Here is a 15,166-nt window from a genome sequence, read left to right on the forward strand (position 1 = left end):
CTGACTGCTTCCGCTCACGCATGGCTGATGTGTGAGCGCGTCTTCGATCCGAGCTCCCAGTTAAGCGGAACCCCCTTTACGGCTACGCGTTGCCGTTTCGGTTTAGTTTGCCCCGAGCCAGGCCATTTGGAATGGATAATGGACTCAGATCAACGAAAAAGCTGTGCGTTGTGAGCATAGCCGCCGTCCTTACCATCGCCGGAACCCCGTTGGTCGCTGGGAACGCCTGGCGAAAAAACTTTCGAGCGCCTAATGCGGCATCTCGCGGAGCTCGCAGAGCGTTTTCCATACTCACACCCAACTCTCGCCCGGCCATAATCCTGATTGCCTTGTGACGCAGGATGGTTTTAAGACCACTGGCGTCCTGGACTAGCTTTTGCTCAACAAAAGCGATTGAATTTCGACTTGGCACGACCCCTGGCGCAGCCGGACACAATGCCACACGCTCGTATTGCCTCGTCGCCAAGCCGAGTCCTAATGCTTCACACACCGTTCAAATCACAGGGAACGCAGCCCCTTGAACCTCCCGCTCCAATCGCTCGAGCAGGTGTCCATGCTCGCTGAACAACGTCCGGCACAGCCCCTCGACTTCGCCGTGATCGGTAATGGCCGTGTCGCCGCGCTGCTCGACCGCTCCGCCCGCATCGTGTGGTGGTGCTTCCCGCGCTTCGACGGCGATCCCGTTTTCTCCCGCCTTCTTTCGGGCGACGAGGAAAAGGGCTTCTGTGACGTCGTGGTCGAAGGCGCCGTGCGCGTATCCTCCGGCTACATGCGCAATACAGCGATCCTCGAGACGACGATCGAGGACGATCAGGGCAATGGCGTGCGCATCATAGACTTCGCGCCGCGCTATCCCCGCTTCGAGCGCATGCTGCATCCGGCGCAGATCATCCGCCGCATCGAGCCGATCGGCATGCCGCGCATCCGGATCCGTGTGCGTCCCACGTTCAATTATGGCCAACCGCGGTCAGCGCATGTGGTCGGCTCGAACCACATCCGCTACAGCGGCGGCGACTTGACGGTCCGGCTCACGACCGACGCGTCGCTCTCCTACATTCTGCACGAGACGACGTTCGCGCTTTCGCGACCGGTGACGCTGGTGCTCGGCCCTGACGAGTCACTCGAAGCGGCCGCCGACACGGTCTCGCGCGAGGCGCTGGAGCGGACGCGCGATTACTGGATGGGTTGGGTGCGCGGACTTGCGGTGCCGCTCGACTGGCAGACAGACGTCATCCGCGCAGCGATCACGCTGCAGCTTTGCACGTTCGACGAGACAGGCGCGATCGTTGCGGCGCATACGACTTCGCTGCCGGAGGCGCCTCATACCCAGCGCAACTGGGACTACCGCTACTGCTGGCTCCGGGATGCCTATTTCGTCATCATGGCGCTCAACCGTCTCGGCGCGACGCAGACGATGGAGGCGTATCTCGATTACATCACGACGCTTGCCATCCAGTCCAAGGGCGCGCTGAAGCCAGTCTACGGCATCGTCCACGACCAGCCACTCGACGAGCGAGACGCCGAACACCTGTCGGGCTTCCTCGGCATGGGTCCGGTGCGTGTCGGCAACCAGGCAGCCGAGCAGCTTCAGCACGACTGCAGCGGCAGCGTCATTCTCGGCGTGGCGCAGATGTTCATCGACCAGCGTCTGCCGCGTATGGGCGACGAGGCGCTCTACCGGCGGCTCGAGCTGCTCGGCTACCACTCGCTGCGTGTCTTCCGCGAGCCGGATGCCGGACTCTGGGAGTATCGCGGCCGGCTGCGCGTGCATACGCATTCGGCGGCCATGTGCTGGGTTGCTCTCGATCGCCTGGCGCGGATCGCAAACCTGCTCGGGCTCACCAATGACGCGGAGCAGTGGCGGCAGAATGCCGATGCCGTGCGCAGGGAGATCCTGGCGCGGGCGTGGAGCTCGAAGGCCGACGCGTTTGCCGGCGCGCTCGACCAGCACGAGCTCGACGCGAGCGTTCTGCTGTTGCCCGAGCTTGGGCTGATCAAGGCGGACGATCCGCGCTTCCTCAAGACGCTGGATGCCGTCGGCCGGGAGCTCGGCCGAAACGGCTTCATGCTGCGCTATACCAATGACGACTTCGGCGCGCCGGAGACCTCATTCCTGGCCTGCCAGTTCTGGTATATCGACGCGCTGACGGCGGCGGGGCGGGTCGAGGAGGGCCGTGAGTTGCTGAGCGATCTTTTGTCCCGCCGCAACGCCTTCGGGATCCTGTCGGAAGACATCCACCCGACCACAGGCGAGCTTTGGGGGAATTTGCCCCAGACCTACTCCATGGCCGGGATTGTTAATTCCTGCATGAATCTGTCCCGCAACTGGACGGAGGCTTGGCCGCGAACGCCCGCGCCGGAACCGGGCGTCATCTCAAGCGTTTGATCTTCGGATCATTTTAGGCCGTGTCTCGTTCGACGCCCCCGCTGGGGGGAGTCAACATGCGGTCATGCTTGGGGAGTTGAAGGACTTGAAGCGCGTCGTCGTCGTATCGAACCGCGTCATGGAGCTGCGTAAAGCGGCACAGGCCGGTGGCGTGGCGGTCGCCGTGGCTGATCTGCTGAAAACACGGCCGGGCCTGTGGTTCGGCTGGAGCGGCAAAATCGAAGACGAAGCCGCTGCGGAGGCGGCCGAGCCTAAAATCGTCAAATCGGCCGGGAACCGGGTGCTTGCCACCGTCCCGCTCAGCGCGGACGAGCACCGCGATTACTATCTCGGTTACTCGAATTCCGTTCTCTGGCCGGTGTTTCACAACCGGCTTGATCTCGCACGTTTCGAGGCGGGCTTTTATGCACGGTACATGGGCGTCAATCAGCGCTTCGCGCGGGCGCTGAAAACCCTCATCCAACCCGACGACGTCATCTGGGTGCACGACTATCACCTCATTCCGCTCGGTGCCGAGCTGAGGCGCGCCGGCGTTGACAACCCCATCGGGTTCTACCTGCATATTCCGGTTCCGCCGTCCGAAGCCTTCCTCGCCATTCCCGAGCACCGCGCGCTGGCGCGTGCCCTCACCGCGTACGATCTCGTCGGCCTCCAGACGCGCGGTGATGTGGCGAACCTCATTCAGTTCCTGGAGGACAGCCTCTCCGGTCGCATTCTCCAAGATGGGCGCATTTCAGCTCTCGAGCAGCGGCTCGCTATCGAGAGCTTTCCGGTCGGCATCGATGCCGACCACTTTACCCGCGCCGCGCCGGCCACACCGCTCGTGCAATCCAGCGACGGGGCGCAGCGTATCATCGGCGTCGACCGCCTAGACTACACCAAGGGTCTGCCACAGAAATTCCGGGCGTTCGGGCACTTCCTCGAGAGGTATCCCGAATACCGGCGCAACGTGGTGCTGACACAGATCGCGCCGCCGACACGCGAAAGCGTCGAGGCTTACACCGACATCCGGCAAGCACTCGAGGCCCTGTCGGGCAAGATCAACGGCATGTTCGGCGAACTCGACTGGGTGCCGATCCACTACATTTATCGCCCGACGCCGCGCGATAGACTGCGCGACATCTATCGTGCCTCCCGCATCGGGTTCTTTACGCCGCTGCGCGACGGCATGAACCTGGTCGCCAAGGAGTATGTCGCGTCCCAGGATCCCGACGATCCGGGCGTTCCCATCCTGTCGCGCTTCGCGGGGGCGGCCGCGCAACTTCGCGACGCGCTCATCGTCAACCCGTATGATATCGACGAGATGGCGGAAGCCTTGAAGATCGCGCTCGGCATGGAACGCTCGGAGCGGATCGAACGCTATCGGCGCATGATGGCGGTGATCCGCGCCTACGACAGCGCGACGTGGTCGGCTTCCTTCCTCGCCACGCTCGAGGCTGTCGCCCGCGAGCGTTCTCACGTCGCGCCACCGCTTCCCCCTGCCATTCGCGCTTCAATGGCAAAGCTTGCCCGCGCGCCGATCGCAGGATCCGCGCCCGCGGCTCGTCGCGGCCTGGATAAGTCCGCGGAGCAAAACCGTCCGAGCCCCGTCAAATGAGCGCAGCACCGAAGAGCGTGCCTCGCGACCTCTCGCGCTCCGAGGGACACGACGCGCCGCTCAAGGTGCTGACCATCGGCGGTGCCATGATCGATACCATCGCCATCATCGCAAGCTCGGCCATCGAGCGCATGACGTTGCTCAATGCGGATTCCTCATTCCTTCTGCTTGAGGAAGGACGCAAGACCGAGGCGCTCGAGGTCTCGACGCACTGCGGGGGTGGCGCGGTCAACGCGGCGGTGGCGTTCGCGCGGCTCGGTCTCGACTGCAGCGCGCTGATCAAGCTCGGGCAGGACCGACGCGCAGAGCAGGTCATCGCGTGCCTCGAGGCCGAAGGGATCTCTGGCCGCTGGGTCATCCGAGATGCGCGCGCCCCCACCGGCTCCTCCGTGCTCGTTTCCTCGCACGAGCGCAACGCCGCCGTGTTCACGTTTCGCGGCGCCAACACGCTGCTTGCGGCGGATGATCTTGTGGATGGAGCGTTCAACGTCGATCTCGTCCATATCGCCAACCTCTCCAACCAGGCGGCGCATTGCTATCCGTTGATCATCGAGAAGGCCAATGCCGGAGGAGCGCGCGTCTCGACGAACCCCGGCATCCGGCAGCTTCACGGCCACGGAGGGGCTTTTCGCGCGTCCTTCCCCTCTCTCGATATACTGTCGCTCAACCGACGTGAGGCGGACGAGGTCGTGGGGCTGATCGAAACCAACGCGGGGATCGGTGATCGTGATCGCCTCGATTTTCCCACGGATATATCAGTACCGCCGCTCGCGGAACGCGGTCTCCGGTTTGAGAGCCGCCGCATGAGCGTGCGCGCATTTTGTCGCGCTTTGATGGGACGCGGCGTTGGTTGCGTCGTGCTCACGGATGGGCGCGACGGCGCGTTCGCCGCCACTGAAGGTCGCCTCTTCTACTGCAGCACCCAAGAAACGCACGTGGCGGGCACAGCCGGGGCAGGAGACGCTTTCGTCGCAACTTTCGCGGCTTACGTGTCCGAAGGTAACGCACCCGATACCGCCCTCAAGGCCGCCACGATCAACGCATCGGCGGTGCTTGGCTACGTCGATACGCAAACGGGCTTGCTGCGACGCTCCGACCTCGAAGCGCACCTAGCGAGAAAGATTGAGACACCAAATGTGATAGAATGGCCTCTGTGAAGGGAGTGTTAGCCTTATCTGCGACACGTTAGGTAGCGATGAGGTTTCTAGGTGATTATTTGTTATTATTGATGCTGTGGACTATTGACCGGCCGGCACGCCGAGGCGGCGGCAATCAAGAAAAGTGAGGTGCGGGAGCCGATGACTGCTGAGACTTTTTCACAATTCAGCCCTCACCTCAGCGTTTGTACGTCGTCGATCCTCGCAAACCCACGCGCGTGCGCGCTCTTCCTCGATGTCGACGGAACCCTTCTCGACTTGGCGGACACCCCGAAGGGCGTACGTGTGCCGGACGGGCTGATCGCAACCCTGCAGCGGCTGTCGCTTGCGTTCGACGGAGCGGTCGCGATCATCACGGGGCGCCTCATTTCCGAGATCGACCTCCTCTTGTCTCCGTTGCGTCTGGCGGCGTCTGGCGTGCACGGCGCGGAGCTTCGCAAAGGGCCGGACCGCGACATCGAACGGATCACGGCGACGCTGCCGAGCGACCTGATCCAATCCATGCGCCGGCTGGCGCTCGATATCCCAGGCGTCATCGCCGAACCGAAGGGCGCCGGGATCGCGGTTCACTATCGTCTGGCGCCGCAGGCCGAGAGGCTGGTCCTTGAAGCGCTCGAAGCCGCGCTCGACAAGCATGCGGGCGCGTTCGAGCTCCTGCCGGGCAAGCGGCTTTTCGAGGTGGTGCCTTCGGGTCTCTCGAAGGGCACTGCGCTCGCCTCGCTCACCTCGCTGCCGGCGTTCCGCGGACGCGTTCCGATCATGATCGGTGACGACATCGGCGACGAGCCCGCATTTGCCGCCGCCGAGGGCATGCACGGCTTTGCACTGCGCGTGGCCGGCGAGCAGTATCCGATGGAAGCTGCCGATTTCGCGGGGCCGCGGTCGGTCATCAATTGGCTCGACCAGCTTACCCGCCGCATGACACCTACCGAGCGTCCGCAGGTTCAGCCCTAAGCCTGGCTTCAGCTTTCAGCCACGAGCGGAAAGGGCCTGAACCGAGAGATCGGTTCAGGCCCTTCTAGGTTGCACCCCGGCAAGCGCGCTTCTCCAAATCCCGAGGCGCTCAGATCCCGCTAGTGGCGATGACGCCAGTGGCGATGATGGTGGCGATGCCGATGGAAGTGGCCGTAACGCGGCCCGATATAGATCCCGATTCCGGGGCCGTAGCCGTACCGGCGATAGCCGCCGTGGCAGAACCGGCGTCCGTAACGACGGTGGCAATGGCGATACGGACGATAGTGGACCTGCTCGAGGTTTATCTGCTCGGTGGCGAGCGCTTTGCCGATGGGACCGACAGGAGCCGCATTGGCCGCTCCTCCAAAGCTCAGCGACGCGGCCGCCAAAGCAACCGCAATAAATGTCGCCCTTATTCTATTCATCTTTGCACTCCGATGAATGATCGTGCGTGATCTAATCAATAATGTAGGAGCCAGAAAACCGGTTCCAACTGGATGTTTGGGCTTAGGGCGAGAAAATCTTTCTTGCGGCAAAACATTGCGCGTATCTGCACGTGTGTTGACCGTCATAATTTCGCGCTTTAGAAGGTTTGCATTCACTTCACGTTCATCCATGTCGCATTTTGTTTATCCGCCGTTCAGTTTTGGGCAGCGGAGTTCTTGGGGACCAAGGGGGAACTGTTGAGGGGACTGCTTCCGTCCGTTTGCGTCGGGCTGCTGGTGCTGATCTCGGCTCCGGTGGATGCGCCCGCTGACGAGGCCACAAGCAAGCAGATTGCGCGCGAGTTTCGCTTGCTCGAGCTTGGCGGCCGCAAGGTTCGCTGGTCCGTTCCCAGGGGCGGACTGCCGGCGACCATCAGCTACGCGTTCCTGACCGAACCCAAACAGTTTCCGGGCGCGCGCAACTGCGACGCCATGCTGCCGCCAGTTGCAGCGCTTCAGCCTTCCGGCATCGACTTCGCGGCCTTCCGCAAGGAAGTTCGCGCAGCCTTTGCCGCCTGGGAAAAGGCTGCCAACGTGGTGTTCCGCGAGACGACCTCCGTTGCCGCGGCCGGCATCCTGATCGGCGCCGACGCCAATGCGCGCGGGCGCGCATTCACGAATGTCGCTCTCAACGAGACGACGCGCCCCTCGCACAATGGGTTGGGCGCCATCCGCCAATCGCTGATCTGTCTCAATCCGCAGCGGCCGTGGAAAATCGGTTTCGACGGAAATCTCGACGTCTACGACGTGCGGTTCACGGTCATGCACGAGATCGGGCATGCCATCGGGCTCGATCATCCAAGCCCCGAGGGGCAGCTCATGAGCTATCGCTACGTCGAGAAAGCACAGGGGTTGCAACCCGGCGACATCGCGGGCGCCGTGGCGCTCTACGGCAGGCCCGGCGCCGCGCCGGCCGTGGAGAACGGTGCGCCCAGTCGTGCAGCCGCCGCCACCCCGTCCGGCCCCCTTCCGCGCAGCCGTGCTTTCGGAATCGGCGAGCCTTTGACCATCGGCAAGACCCGCTAACAGTCTCGTTTCATTGTCACAAACAGCGGGTGAGCCCCGCTGCGCGGCGCCGGAATCCGGAACCATCTGACCGACCACCCGTTTCTTTTCTATCCACCCACGTGGCGAGACGGTCAGAGCGGAGGGACGACGCCATGCATAATGGGGCATTGCGCCTATTGACGATCGGCACGCTCGCGAGCCTGCCGCTTTGCGCGGCTGTCGGTCAGGTAAAAACCCCGTCCGCGCCGCAGACGCCCCAGAGCGCGCCGAGCCAGGCATCGCCCGACGTGGCCCCTCCTTCGTCCGAGGTGCTGACCGGCGACTGGCGCGCCAGCAAGCTCATCGGCACTACAATGAGCAACGTGCTCGGCGAGTCAGTCGGGCGCGTCGAGGACGTGGTGATCGGCAGCGACGGCAAGGTCGTGGCGGTGATGGTCGGGATCGGCGGGTTCCTGGGTCTCGGCGAGACATCGGTTGCGATCGGCCTGCGCCATCTCGTTATCACGCCACTCGATTCGGACCAGCTCGAGGTCAGGACCTCTCTGTCGCGTCGCGCGATCGAACAGGCTGCGCAGGTCGGCCCGATCGACGACGGCCCGCTTCCGGAATAATAGAGCTTAGTCAGCCCGCGAGCGCGGCGCTGCGCGGCACGCCGCGTCCCTCCGGAACGGGCGCGGCGATGATATCGATCGGCACCTTGAGGCGGCACTCGAGCCCATCCGGCGCGAAGTCGATCGCGGGCTCGGATGCCATGGCGCTGACCATGGTTCCGATCAGGGTCAGGCCGAAACCCTTGCGCGTGGCCGGCACGACGGGAGGCCCGCCCTTCTCCTTCCACTGAAACTCCAGGTGCGGCTCGCCCCGAACGTCGATGATGCTCCACTTGATGGCGATGCTGCCCTCGGCGTTAAGCAGAGCGCCGTATTTGGCAGCGTTGGTCGCAAGCTCGTGCACGATCAGCGCGAAGGTCTGCACGGCGGAGGCCGTGAGCAACAGCTCGGGCCCTGCGGCGCGCACGCGATCCGAGAAGCCCGCGACCTCGGCATTGACGATGTGACCCAGGTCGGCTCCCTTCCAGCATGCTTCCGTCAGATGCTCATGCGCGCGTGCCAGCGCGTGTAAGCGTCCGACGAGCACTTGGCGTGCGTCGGCGACGTTACGACTGTCGTTCAATGTGCGGACGGCGATCGACTGCAGAACCGCCAGCAGGTTCTTGACGCGATGCGTGAGCTCGTTGACCAGCAGCGAAAGGCGCTCCTCGGCACGCTTGCGCTCACCGACCTCGACTTTCAGGATCTCGGCCGTGCGCTCCAATTCTGCTGTGCGCTCCTCGACCCGTTTCTCAAGCAGCGCGTGAGAGCGAGCCAGCTCGCTTCGCATCTGATGCAGGTCGACGAACACCTTGACCTTGGCCCGCAGCACTTCCGGCACGACCGGCGAGAGAATGTAGTCCACGGCGCCCAGCGCGTAGCCCTCGGCAGCTTGCACATCATCGGCAAAGGCGGTGATGAAGATGATCGGCGTGTGCCGCGATTTCTTTCGCTTGCGGATCAGGGCCGCCGTCTCGTGGCCGCACATGTCCGGCATGTTGACGTCGAGCAGAATGACAGCGAAGTCACGCTCGAGCAGGAGGCGCAAGGCTTCGGCGCCGGACTTGACCGTCACGACGTTCTGATTGAGCTCCTCGAGGCTTGCACGATAGGCGATGTGCTTCTCCTCGAGATCGTCAACGATCAGGATATCTGCGGGCACCGGATGGCTCATGTCAGCAATCCCGATCCAAGGCCGCTCAGCGGTAGAGCCATGAGCGCATGACGGAAAGCAACGCGTCGGCATCGACGGGCTTGGCGAGATAATCCCAGGCTCCAGCCTCGATACAGCGCTCACGGTCCCCCTTTAGAGCCTTGGCCGTTACGGCGATGAACGGAAGCTCACGGCACGAAGGATTCTCCTGCGCCGCGCGAATGGTGGCGATGCCATCCATATCGGGCATCATGATGTCCATCAGCACGATATCAACTTGAGATCCGTTGTTCAGGAGCCTCAGCGCCTCGCGGCCACTGGTGGCGGATACGACATCCATTCCGTGGTCCTCCAACAGCGTCGCCAATGCGAAAATGTTGCGCGCATCGTCGTCCACGACAAGAACCTTTTTGCCCACCAGTGCCGATGCCGTATCGTGCACACGCTTGAGCATTACCACGTGCGGCTCGGGTAGACGATCGACCGGCCGGTTCAACGCCAGCGACACGAGATCCACGAGGCGTTCGGGCGACTGGACGTAGCGCACGGTGAACGCTTCCACAGGCGGCACGGACGACCGGGGGGCACCCTGCTCGGACCACACGATCACCGGCAGCGGGGCGATGCTGCCCGCACGCGTAGTGTGGCCACGCAGCGCCTCGGCACAGGCAAAGAGCGGCAGGTCGAGACGGCCGTCCACCACCAGGCAATCGACCGGGGTTTCGGACAGAAGGCGCACTGCGGCGGAGCGGTCGTTGGCCTCGATGATCTGAACATCGTCAGCGGAGAATGCGCGCACGATGTTCAGTACCGGCGCGCCAGGGGCAGCCGCGACGAGGATACGCCGCTCCTTGCGCGAGAAGCTCGCGAGCAGCGCGCCAAGGCCGTCCTCCAGATCCATCTTCGACAGCAGCGGCTTGGTGATGAACCCCTGTGCGCCGAGTTCGAGGGCGCGCTCGCGCGCATCCTCGGCGGATACGATCCAGACCGGAATGTGACGGGTTGCAAGATCGGACTTGAGGCTATCGAGGATGCGCCAGCCGTCGAGGTCAGGAAGCACCATGTCCAACGTGACGGCGCTCGGCATCCTCTCGCGGGCAAGATCCAACGCCGCGCGACCGCGGCCCGCGACGATTCCCTTGCAGCCCATCTCGCGGACCGTGTCGAGAAGAACGCGCGCAAACGATGCGTCGTTCTCGACGATCAAAATCGTGGTGTCGCCCGGCGCGATGCCGTCACGATCATCCTCGACCGTAGGCTCCTCATTGGGATCCGAAGCCATGCGAACGACGTTGTCGCGGGCGTAATCGGCCTCAAGACCGCCAGCAGCAGCATCCGAAGCGTTACCGCCCTGGGATGCAGATGATGCCGCCGGTTCCGGCGCGCGGCGCGGCGAGCGGGCCGGCACGTAGTCCAGAGGCAGGTAGAGGACGAAACTCGATCCCTTGCCGACGGCGGAGACGAGCTTCATCTCGCCCGACAGCACGCGCGTCAGCTCGCGGCTGATGGCGAGCCCGAGACCCGTGCCGCCGTATTTGCGGCTGGTGGATCCATCGGCCTGTTGGAATGCCTCGAAGATGATGCTCTGTTTCTCCGGCGAAATGCCGATGCCGGTGTCCGTGACATTGAAAGCGACCACACCAGCCGCGCGGTTCAACGTCTCACTGTCCGACCAACCTTCCTTCACAAGGTCAATGCTCAGGGCCACGCGACCCTGATGGGTGAACTTGAAGGCGTTTGACAGGAGGTTCTTCAAAATCTGCTGCAGGCGCTTCGAATCCGTCACCATGGCGGTGGGCAGGCGCGGGTCAACGCTGACGTCGAAGGATAAAGATTTCTGCTCCGCCACTGGGCCGAACGTGCGGCGAACATAATGATAGAGGTCGTCGAAACGCAGCTCTCCGACATCCACCGCCACGGTGCCGGACTCGATCTTCGCCAGATCGAGAATATCGTTGATCAGCGTCAGAAGGTCCTTCCCCGAGGCGTGGATCGTCTTGGAGTATTCGACCTGGCGATCGGTGAGGTTGCCGTCGCGGTTCTGGCAAAGCTGGTCGGACAAGATCAGCAAGCTGTTCAGCGGAGTCCGCAGCTCGTGGGACATGTTGGCGAGGAACTCGGATTTGTACTTCGACGTCCGCGCGAGCTGATCGGCCTTCTCCTCGAGTGCCTGGCGTGCCTGCTCGACCTCCGAGTTCTTCCGTTCGACCTCCTGGTTCTGATAGGCCAGCAGGCGCGCCTTCTCTTGCAGCTCCTCGTTCGTGCGCTGCAGCTCGAGCTGGCGGCTCTGCAGCTCCTTGGCCAGCGACTGGGATTGCTCGAGCAGATCCTCGGTGCGCATGTTGGCCTCGATCGTATTGATGACGAGGCCGATCGATTCCGTGAGCTGGTCGAGGAAGTCGTGGTGAACCGGAATGAAGCGCTCCAGAGACGCAAGCTCCAGGACGCCCTTCACCATTCCTTCGAACACGATCGGCAGGACCAGGATGCTGGCCGGCGGCGCCTCGGTCAGACCTGACGCGATGCGGATCGGCGCAACGGGCACGCTTTCCAGCACGATGCGCCGCTTGTCCTGCGCGCACTGGCCGACGAGGCCGGCGCCGACATCCACGGTCTTGCCGTGCATACCCTGCCCGCTCGATGCGTAGCTCGCGAGCAGCTTGAGCCGGGGCCGCTCCGAGGCATTGTCCCAGACGTAGACCTCGGCCTGGTGCGCGCCAACGACGGGGGCCAGCTCGGAGAGGATCATCTGGCCGACGGCGACGAGGTCCTTCTGACCCTGCAGCATGCGGCTGAACTTGGCGAGGTTCGTTTTCAGCCAGTTTTGCTCGGTGTTCTTCTGCGTTGTGTCGCGCAGATTGCGGATCATCTCGTTGATGGTGTCCTTCAGGACCGCCACCTCGCCTTCGGCGTTCACGGCGATCTCGCGCGTGAGGTCGCCCTTCGTCACGGCGGTTGCGACCTCGGCGATAGCACGCACCTGGGTCGTGAGGTTTGCCGCGAGCTGGTTGACGTTCTCGGTCAGCGCCTTCCACGTTCCGGCAGCGCCAGGCACCTTGGCCTGGCCGCCGAGCTGGCCTTCGACGCCCACCTCACGCGCCACCGACGTCACCTGCTCGGCAAAGGTGGCGAGCGTCTCCGTCATGCTGTTGATGGTATCGGCGAGGGCCGCGATCTCGCCCATGGCCTCGACGGTCAGCTTGTGCTTGAGATCGCCGTTGGCGACCGCCGTCACGACGCGGGCGATGCCGCGCACCTGGGCCGTCAGGTTGCCGGCCATGGAGTTCACGTTGTCGGTGAGGTCTTTCCAGGTGCCGGCGACGCCCGGCACGTCGGCCTGTCCGCCAAGCTTGCCTTCCGTGCCGACTTCGCGGGCCACGCGCGTCACCTCGGCCGCGAACGAGCGCAGCTGATCCACCATCGTGTTGATGGTGTTCTTCAGCTCGAGGATCTCGCCCTTGACGTCGACCGTGATCTTCTTCGACAGGTCGCCGCGCGCCACGGCGGTCGTCACATCGGCGATGTTGCGCACCTGATCAGTCAGGTTGCTCGCCATCGAGTTGACGCTCTCGGTGAGGTCCTTCCAGGTGCCTGCGACGCCTTGCACGTCGGCCTGTCCGCCGAGCTTGCCTTCCGTGCCCACCTCGCGCGCCACGCGCGTCACCTCGGCCGCGAACGAGCGCAGCTGGTCCACCATCGTGTTGATGGTGGCCTTGAGCTCGAGGATCTCGCCCTTGACGTCGACGGTGATCTTCTTCGACAGGTCGCCCATGGCGACCGCCGTCGTCACCTCGGCGATGTTGCGCACCTGGTCGGTCAGGTTGCCGGCCATCGAGTTCACGCTGTCAGTCAGCGTCTTCCAGGTGCCGGCGACACCCGGCACGTCGGCCTGACCGCCGAGCTTGCCTTCGGTACCGACCTCGCGTGCGACGCGCGTCACCTCGGCCGCGAACGAGCGCAGCTGATCCACCATCGTGTTGATGGTGTTCTTCAGCTCGAGGATCTCGCCCTTGACGTCGACGGTGATCTTCTTCGACAGGTCGCCCATGGCGACCGCCGTCGTCACGTCGGCGATGTTGCGCACCTGATCGGTCAGGTTGCTCGCCATCGAGTTCACGCTGTCGGTCAGCGTCTTCCAGGTTCCGGCGACGCCCTGCACCTCAGCCTGGCCGCCAAGCTTGCCGTCGGTGCCGACCTCGCGTGCGACGCGCGTCACCTCGGCTGCGAATGACGACAACTGGTCCACCATCGTGTTGATGGTGATCTTCAGCTCGAGAATCTCGCCTTTCGCGTCGACGGCGATTTTCTTCGACAGGTCGCCGCGCGCCACGGCGGTCGTCACCTCGGCGATGTTGCGCACCTGGGCCGTCAGGTTGCCGGCCATCGAGTTCACGCTGTCGGTGAGGTCTTTCCAGGTGCCGGCGACACCCTGCACCTCGGCCTGGCCGCCGAGCTTGCCCTCGGTGCCGACTTCGCGCGCCATGCGCGTCACTTCGGAGGCGAACGACGACAGCTGGTCCACCATCGTGTTGATGGTGCTCTTCAGCTCCAAGAGCTCGCCCTTGACGTCGACGGTGATCTTCTTCGACAGGTCGCCGCGCGCCACCGCCGTCGTCACCTCGGCGATGTTGCGCACCTGATCGGTCAGGTTGTCGGCCATCGAGTTGACGTTCTCGGTCAGATCGCGCCAGGTGCCCGACACGCCCTGCACGTCGGCCTGGCCGCCGAGCTTGCCTTCCGTGCCTACCTCGCGCGCCACGCGCGTCACCTCGGAGGCGAATGACGACAACTGATCCACCATCGTGTTGATGGTGCTCTTCAGCTCCAGAAGCTCGCCTTTCACGTCGACCGTAATCTTCTTCGACAAGTCGCCGCGGGCAACCGCCGTCGTCACCTCGGCGATGTTGCGCACCTGGGCAGTCAGGTTGCCGGCCATGAAGTTCACGCTGTCGGTCAGATCGCGCCACGTGCCCGAGGCACCCTTGACGTCAGCCTGGCCGCCGAGCTTGCCTTCGGTACCCACCTCGCGCGCGACGCGCGTCACCTCGGCCGCGAACGAGCGCAGCTGGTCCACCATCGTGTTGATGACCTTGGCCGTGCGCAGGAACTCGCCCTCGAGCGGGCGTCCTTCCACCTCCAACGGCATGGTCTTGGTCAGGTCGCCCTGCGCCACGGCGCCGATCACGCGCGCGACCTCGCTCGAGGGATGCACAAGGTCGTCGATCATGGAGTTTACGGACTCGATCGACGTGCGCCAGAAGCCGCTTGCCGCGCCAAGCCGCGCGCGCTCGCGCAGGCGGCCCTGCTTGCCGGCGACGCGGCTCAGGCGTTCGAGCTCGCGCTCGAGATGACCGTTCAGCTCAACGATGTCGTTGAATGTCTCGGCGATTCTTCCGGCGATGCCGGGCCAATCGAGCGGAAGCCGCGCGGAGGCGTCGCCTTTCTTTATCGCGATCAGGGCTTCCAGGATGGCGGGGGCCTGCTCGGCGAGGTGCGTCTGGTCGGGGCGCATGCCGGTGCCGGCGCCGTTCCCTCCACGCAGGGGCCGCAGGCGAGTTAGGCCATGGGGTTGCGCCTGGCTGCCTCCATTGTTCGCCCCTCTCTCGGCGAGGGCGTTGAAGGCGCGCGCAACATCTCCTGCAATTCCAGGCGTTTCAGGGGGCAACCGGACGGATCCATCTCCGGAGGCGAGGGCTTCGAGCGCAGTGAGCACTGACCTCAGCGTCTGATCTTCGTTGGCGCTTTTGGCAGAAAACACGCAGCCCCCCTCACCTCGCCGACAGCCGGACCGTGCGTAACGCTGAGACCGACCAAATGTTCCCTACGTAGGTCGTTT

9 protein-coding genes are annotated in these 15,166 nt (G+C 64.0%); 6 read left to right on the forward strand and 3 right to left on the reverse strand.

Going from position 1 to position 15,166, the window contains the following annotated elements:
* Window positions 1–553: 553 nt before the first annotated feature.
* The 4 genes from CS1GBM3_RS06860 (at window position 554) to otsB (ending at window position 6,094) form a co-directional block, all read left to right on the forward strand.
* Entirely contained in the window at window positions 554–2,386 is a 1,833-nt protein-coding gene (locus CS1GBM3_RS06860; protein WP_072393818.1) for a glycoside hydrolase family 15 protein, read from the forward strand.
* A gap of 64 nt (window positions 2,387–2,450) precedes the next feature.
* Complete coding sequence (locus CS1GBM3_RS06865; protein WP_244534566.1) at window positions 2,451–3,983, forward strand: alpha,alpha-trehalose-phosphate synthase (UDP-forming); 1,533 nt, start codon at window positions 2,451–2,453, stop codon at window positions 3,981–3,983.
* The gene (locus CS1GBM3_RS06870) at window positions 3,980–5,140 is read left to right on the forward strand and encodes a carbohydrate kinase family protein (protein ID WP_083567182.1); all 1,161 of its coding nucleotides are present in this window, start codon (window positions 3,980–3,982) and stop codon (window positions 5,138–5,140) included. Before CS1GBM3_RS06865 ends, CS1GBM3_RS06870 begins: the two co-directional genes overlap by 4 nt.
* A 141-nt stretch (window positions 5,141–5,281) precedes the next feature.
* Window positions 5,282–6,094 (forward strand): trehalose-phosphatase, encoded by an 813-nt coding sequence (gene otsB / locus CS1GBM3_RS06875; protein ID WP_072393824.1) that lies wholly within the window; start codon window positions 5,282–5,284, stop codon window positions 6,092–6,094.
* 119 nt (window positions 6,095–6,213) lie between these two features.
* Here the strand turns inward: otsB and CS1GBM3_RS19470 are convergent, their stop codons facing one another.
* On the reverse strand, window positions 6,214–6,711 hold the full coding sequence (locus tag CS1GBM3_RS19470) for a hypothetical protein (RefSeq protein ID WP_139247811.1): 498 nt from the start codon (window positions 6,709–6,711) through the stop codon (window positions 6,214–6,216).
* Between the two features lie 66 nt (window positions 6,712–6,777).
* Here CS1GBM3_RS19470 and CS1GBM3_RS06885 point away from each other — a divergent pair, with 66 nt between their 5' ends.
* Both CS1GBM3_RS06885 and CS1GBM3_RS06890 read left to right on the forward strand, forming a co-directional pair.
* Window positions 6,778–7,605 (forward strand): matrixin family metalloprotease, encoded by an 828-nt coding sequence (locus CS1GBM3_RS06885; protein ID WP_139247812.1) that lies wholly within the window; start codon window positions 6,778–6,780, stop codon window positions 7,603–7,605.
* Between the two features lie 134 nt (window positions 7,606–7,739).
* Entirely contained in the window at window positions 7,740–8,198 is a 459-nt protein-coding gene (locus CS1GBM3_RS06890; protein ID WP_083567187.1) for a PRC-barrel domain-containing protein, read from the forward strand.
* Between the two features lie 10 nt (window positions 8,199–8,208).
* On the opposite strand, the gene CS1GBM3_RS06895 is transcribed toward CS1GBM3_RS06890, so the two are convergent.
* Both CS1GBM3_RS06895 and CS1GBM3_RS06900 read right to left on the reverse strand, forming a co-directional pair.
* Entirely contained in the window at window positions 8,209–9,351 is a 1,143-nt protein-coding gene (locus tag CS1GBM3_RS06895) for a sensor histidine kinase (protein ID WP_072393145.1), read from the reverse strand.
* Between the two features lie 25 nt (window positions 9,352–9,376).
* Entirely contained in the window at window positions 9,377–15,088 is a 5,712-nt protein-coding gene (locus CS1GBM3_RS06900) for a HAMP domain-containing protein (RefSeq protein ID WP_244534567.1), read from the reverse strand.
* Window positions 15,089–15,166 lie beyond the last annotated feature (78 nt).

It is taken from the genome of Hyphomicrobium sp. CS1GBMeth3 (assembly GCF_900117455.1).
In the GTDB taxonomy this organism is placed as follows: domain Bacteria; phylum Pseudomonadota; class Alphaproteobacteria; order Rhizobiales; family Hyphomicrobiaceae; genus Hyphomicrobium_C.

Excerpts from the sequence above, each read along its gene's own strand:
- CS1GBM3_RS06865 (WP_244534566.1), top strand. The coding sequence starts at position 2,451 with ATGCTTGGGGAGTTGAAGGACTTGAAGCGCGTCGTCGTCGTATCGAAC.
- CS1GBM3_RS06895 (WP_072393145.1), bottom strand. The coding sequence starts at position 9,351 with ATGAGCCATCCGGTGCCCGCAGATATCCTGATCGTTGACGATCTCGAG.
- CS1GBM3_RS06860 (WP_072393818.1), top strand. The coding sequence starts at position 554 with ATGCTCGCTGAACAACGTCCGGCACAGCCCCTCGACTTCGCCGTGATC.
- CS1GBM3_RS19470 (WP_139247811.1), bottom strand. The coding sequence starts at position 6,711 with ATGGATGAACGTGAAGTGAATGCAAACCTTCTAAAGCGCGAAATTATG.
- CS1GBM3_RS06890 (WP_083567187.1), top strand. The coding sequence starts at position 7,740 with ATGCATAATGGGGCATTGCGCCTATTGACGATCGGCACGCTCGCGAGC.
- otsB (WP_072393824.1), top strand. The coding sequence starts at position 5,282 with ATGACTGCTGAGACTTTTTCACAATTCAGCCCTCACCTCAGCGTTTGT.
- CS1GBM3_RS06870 (WP_083567182.1), top strand. The coding sequence starts at position 3,980 with ATGAGCGCAGCACCGAAGAGCGTGCCTCGCGACCTCTCGCGCTCCGAG.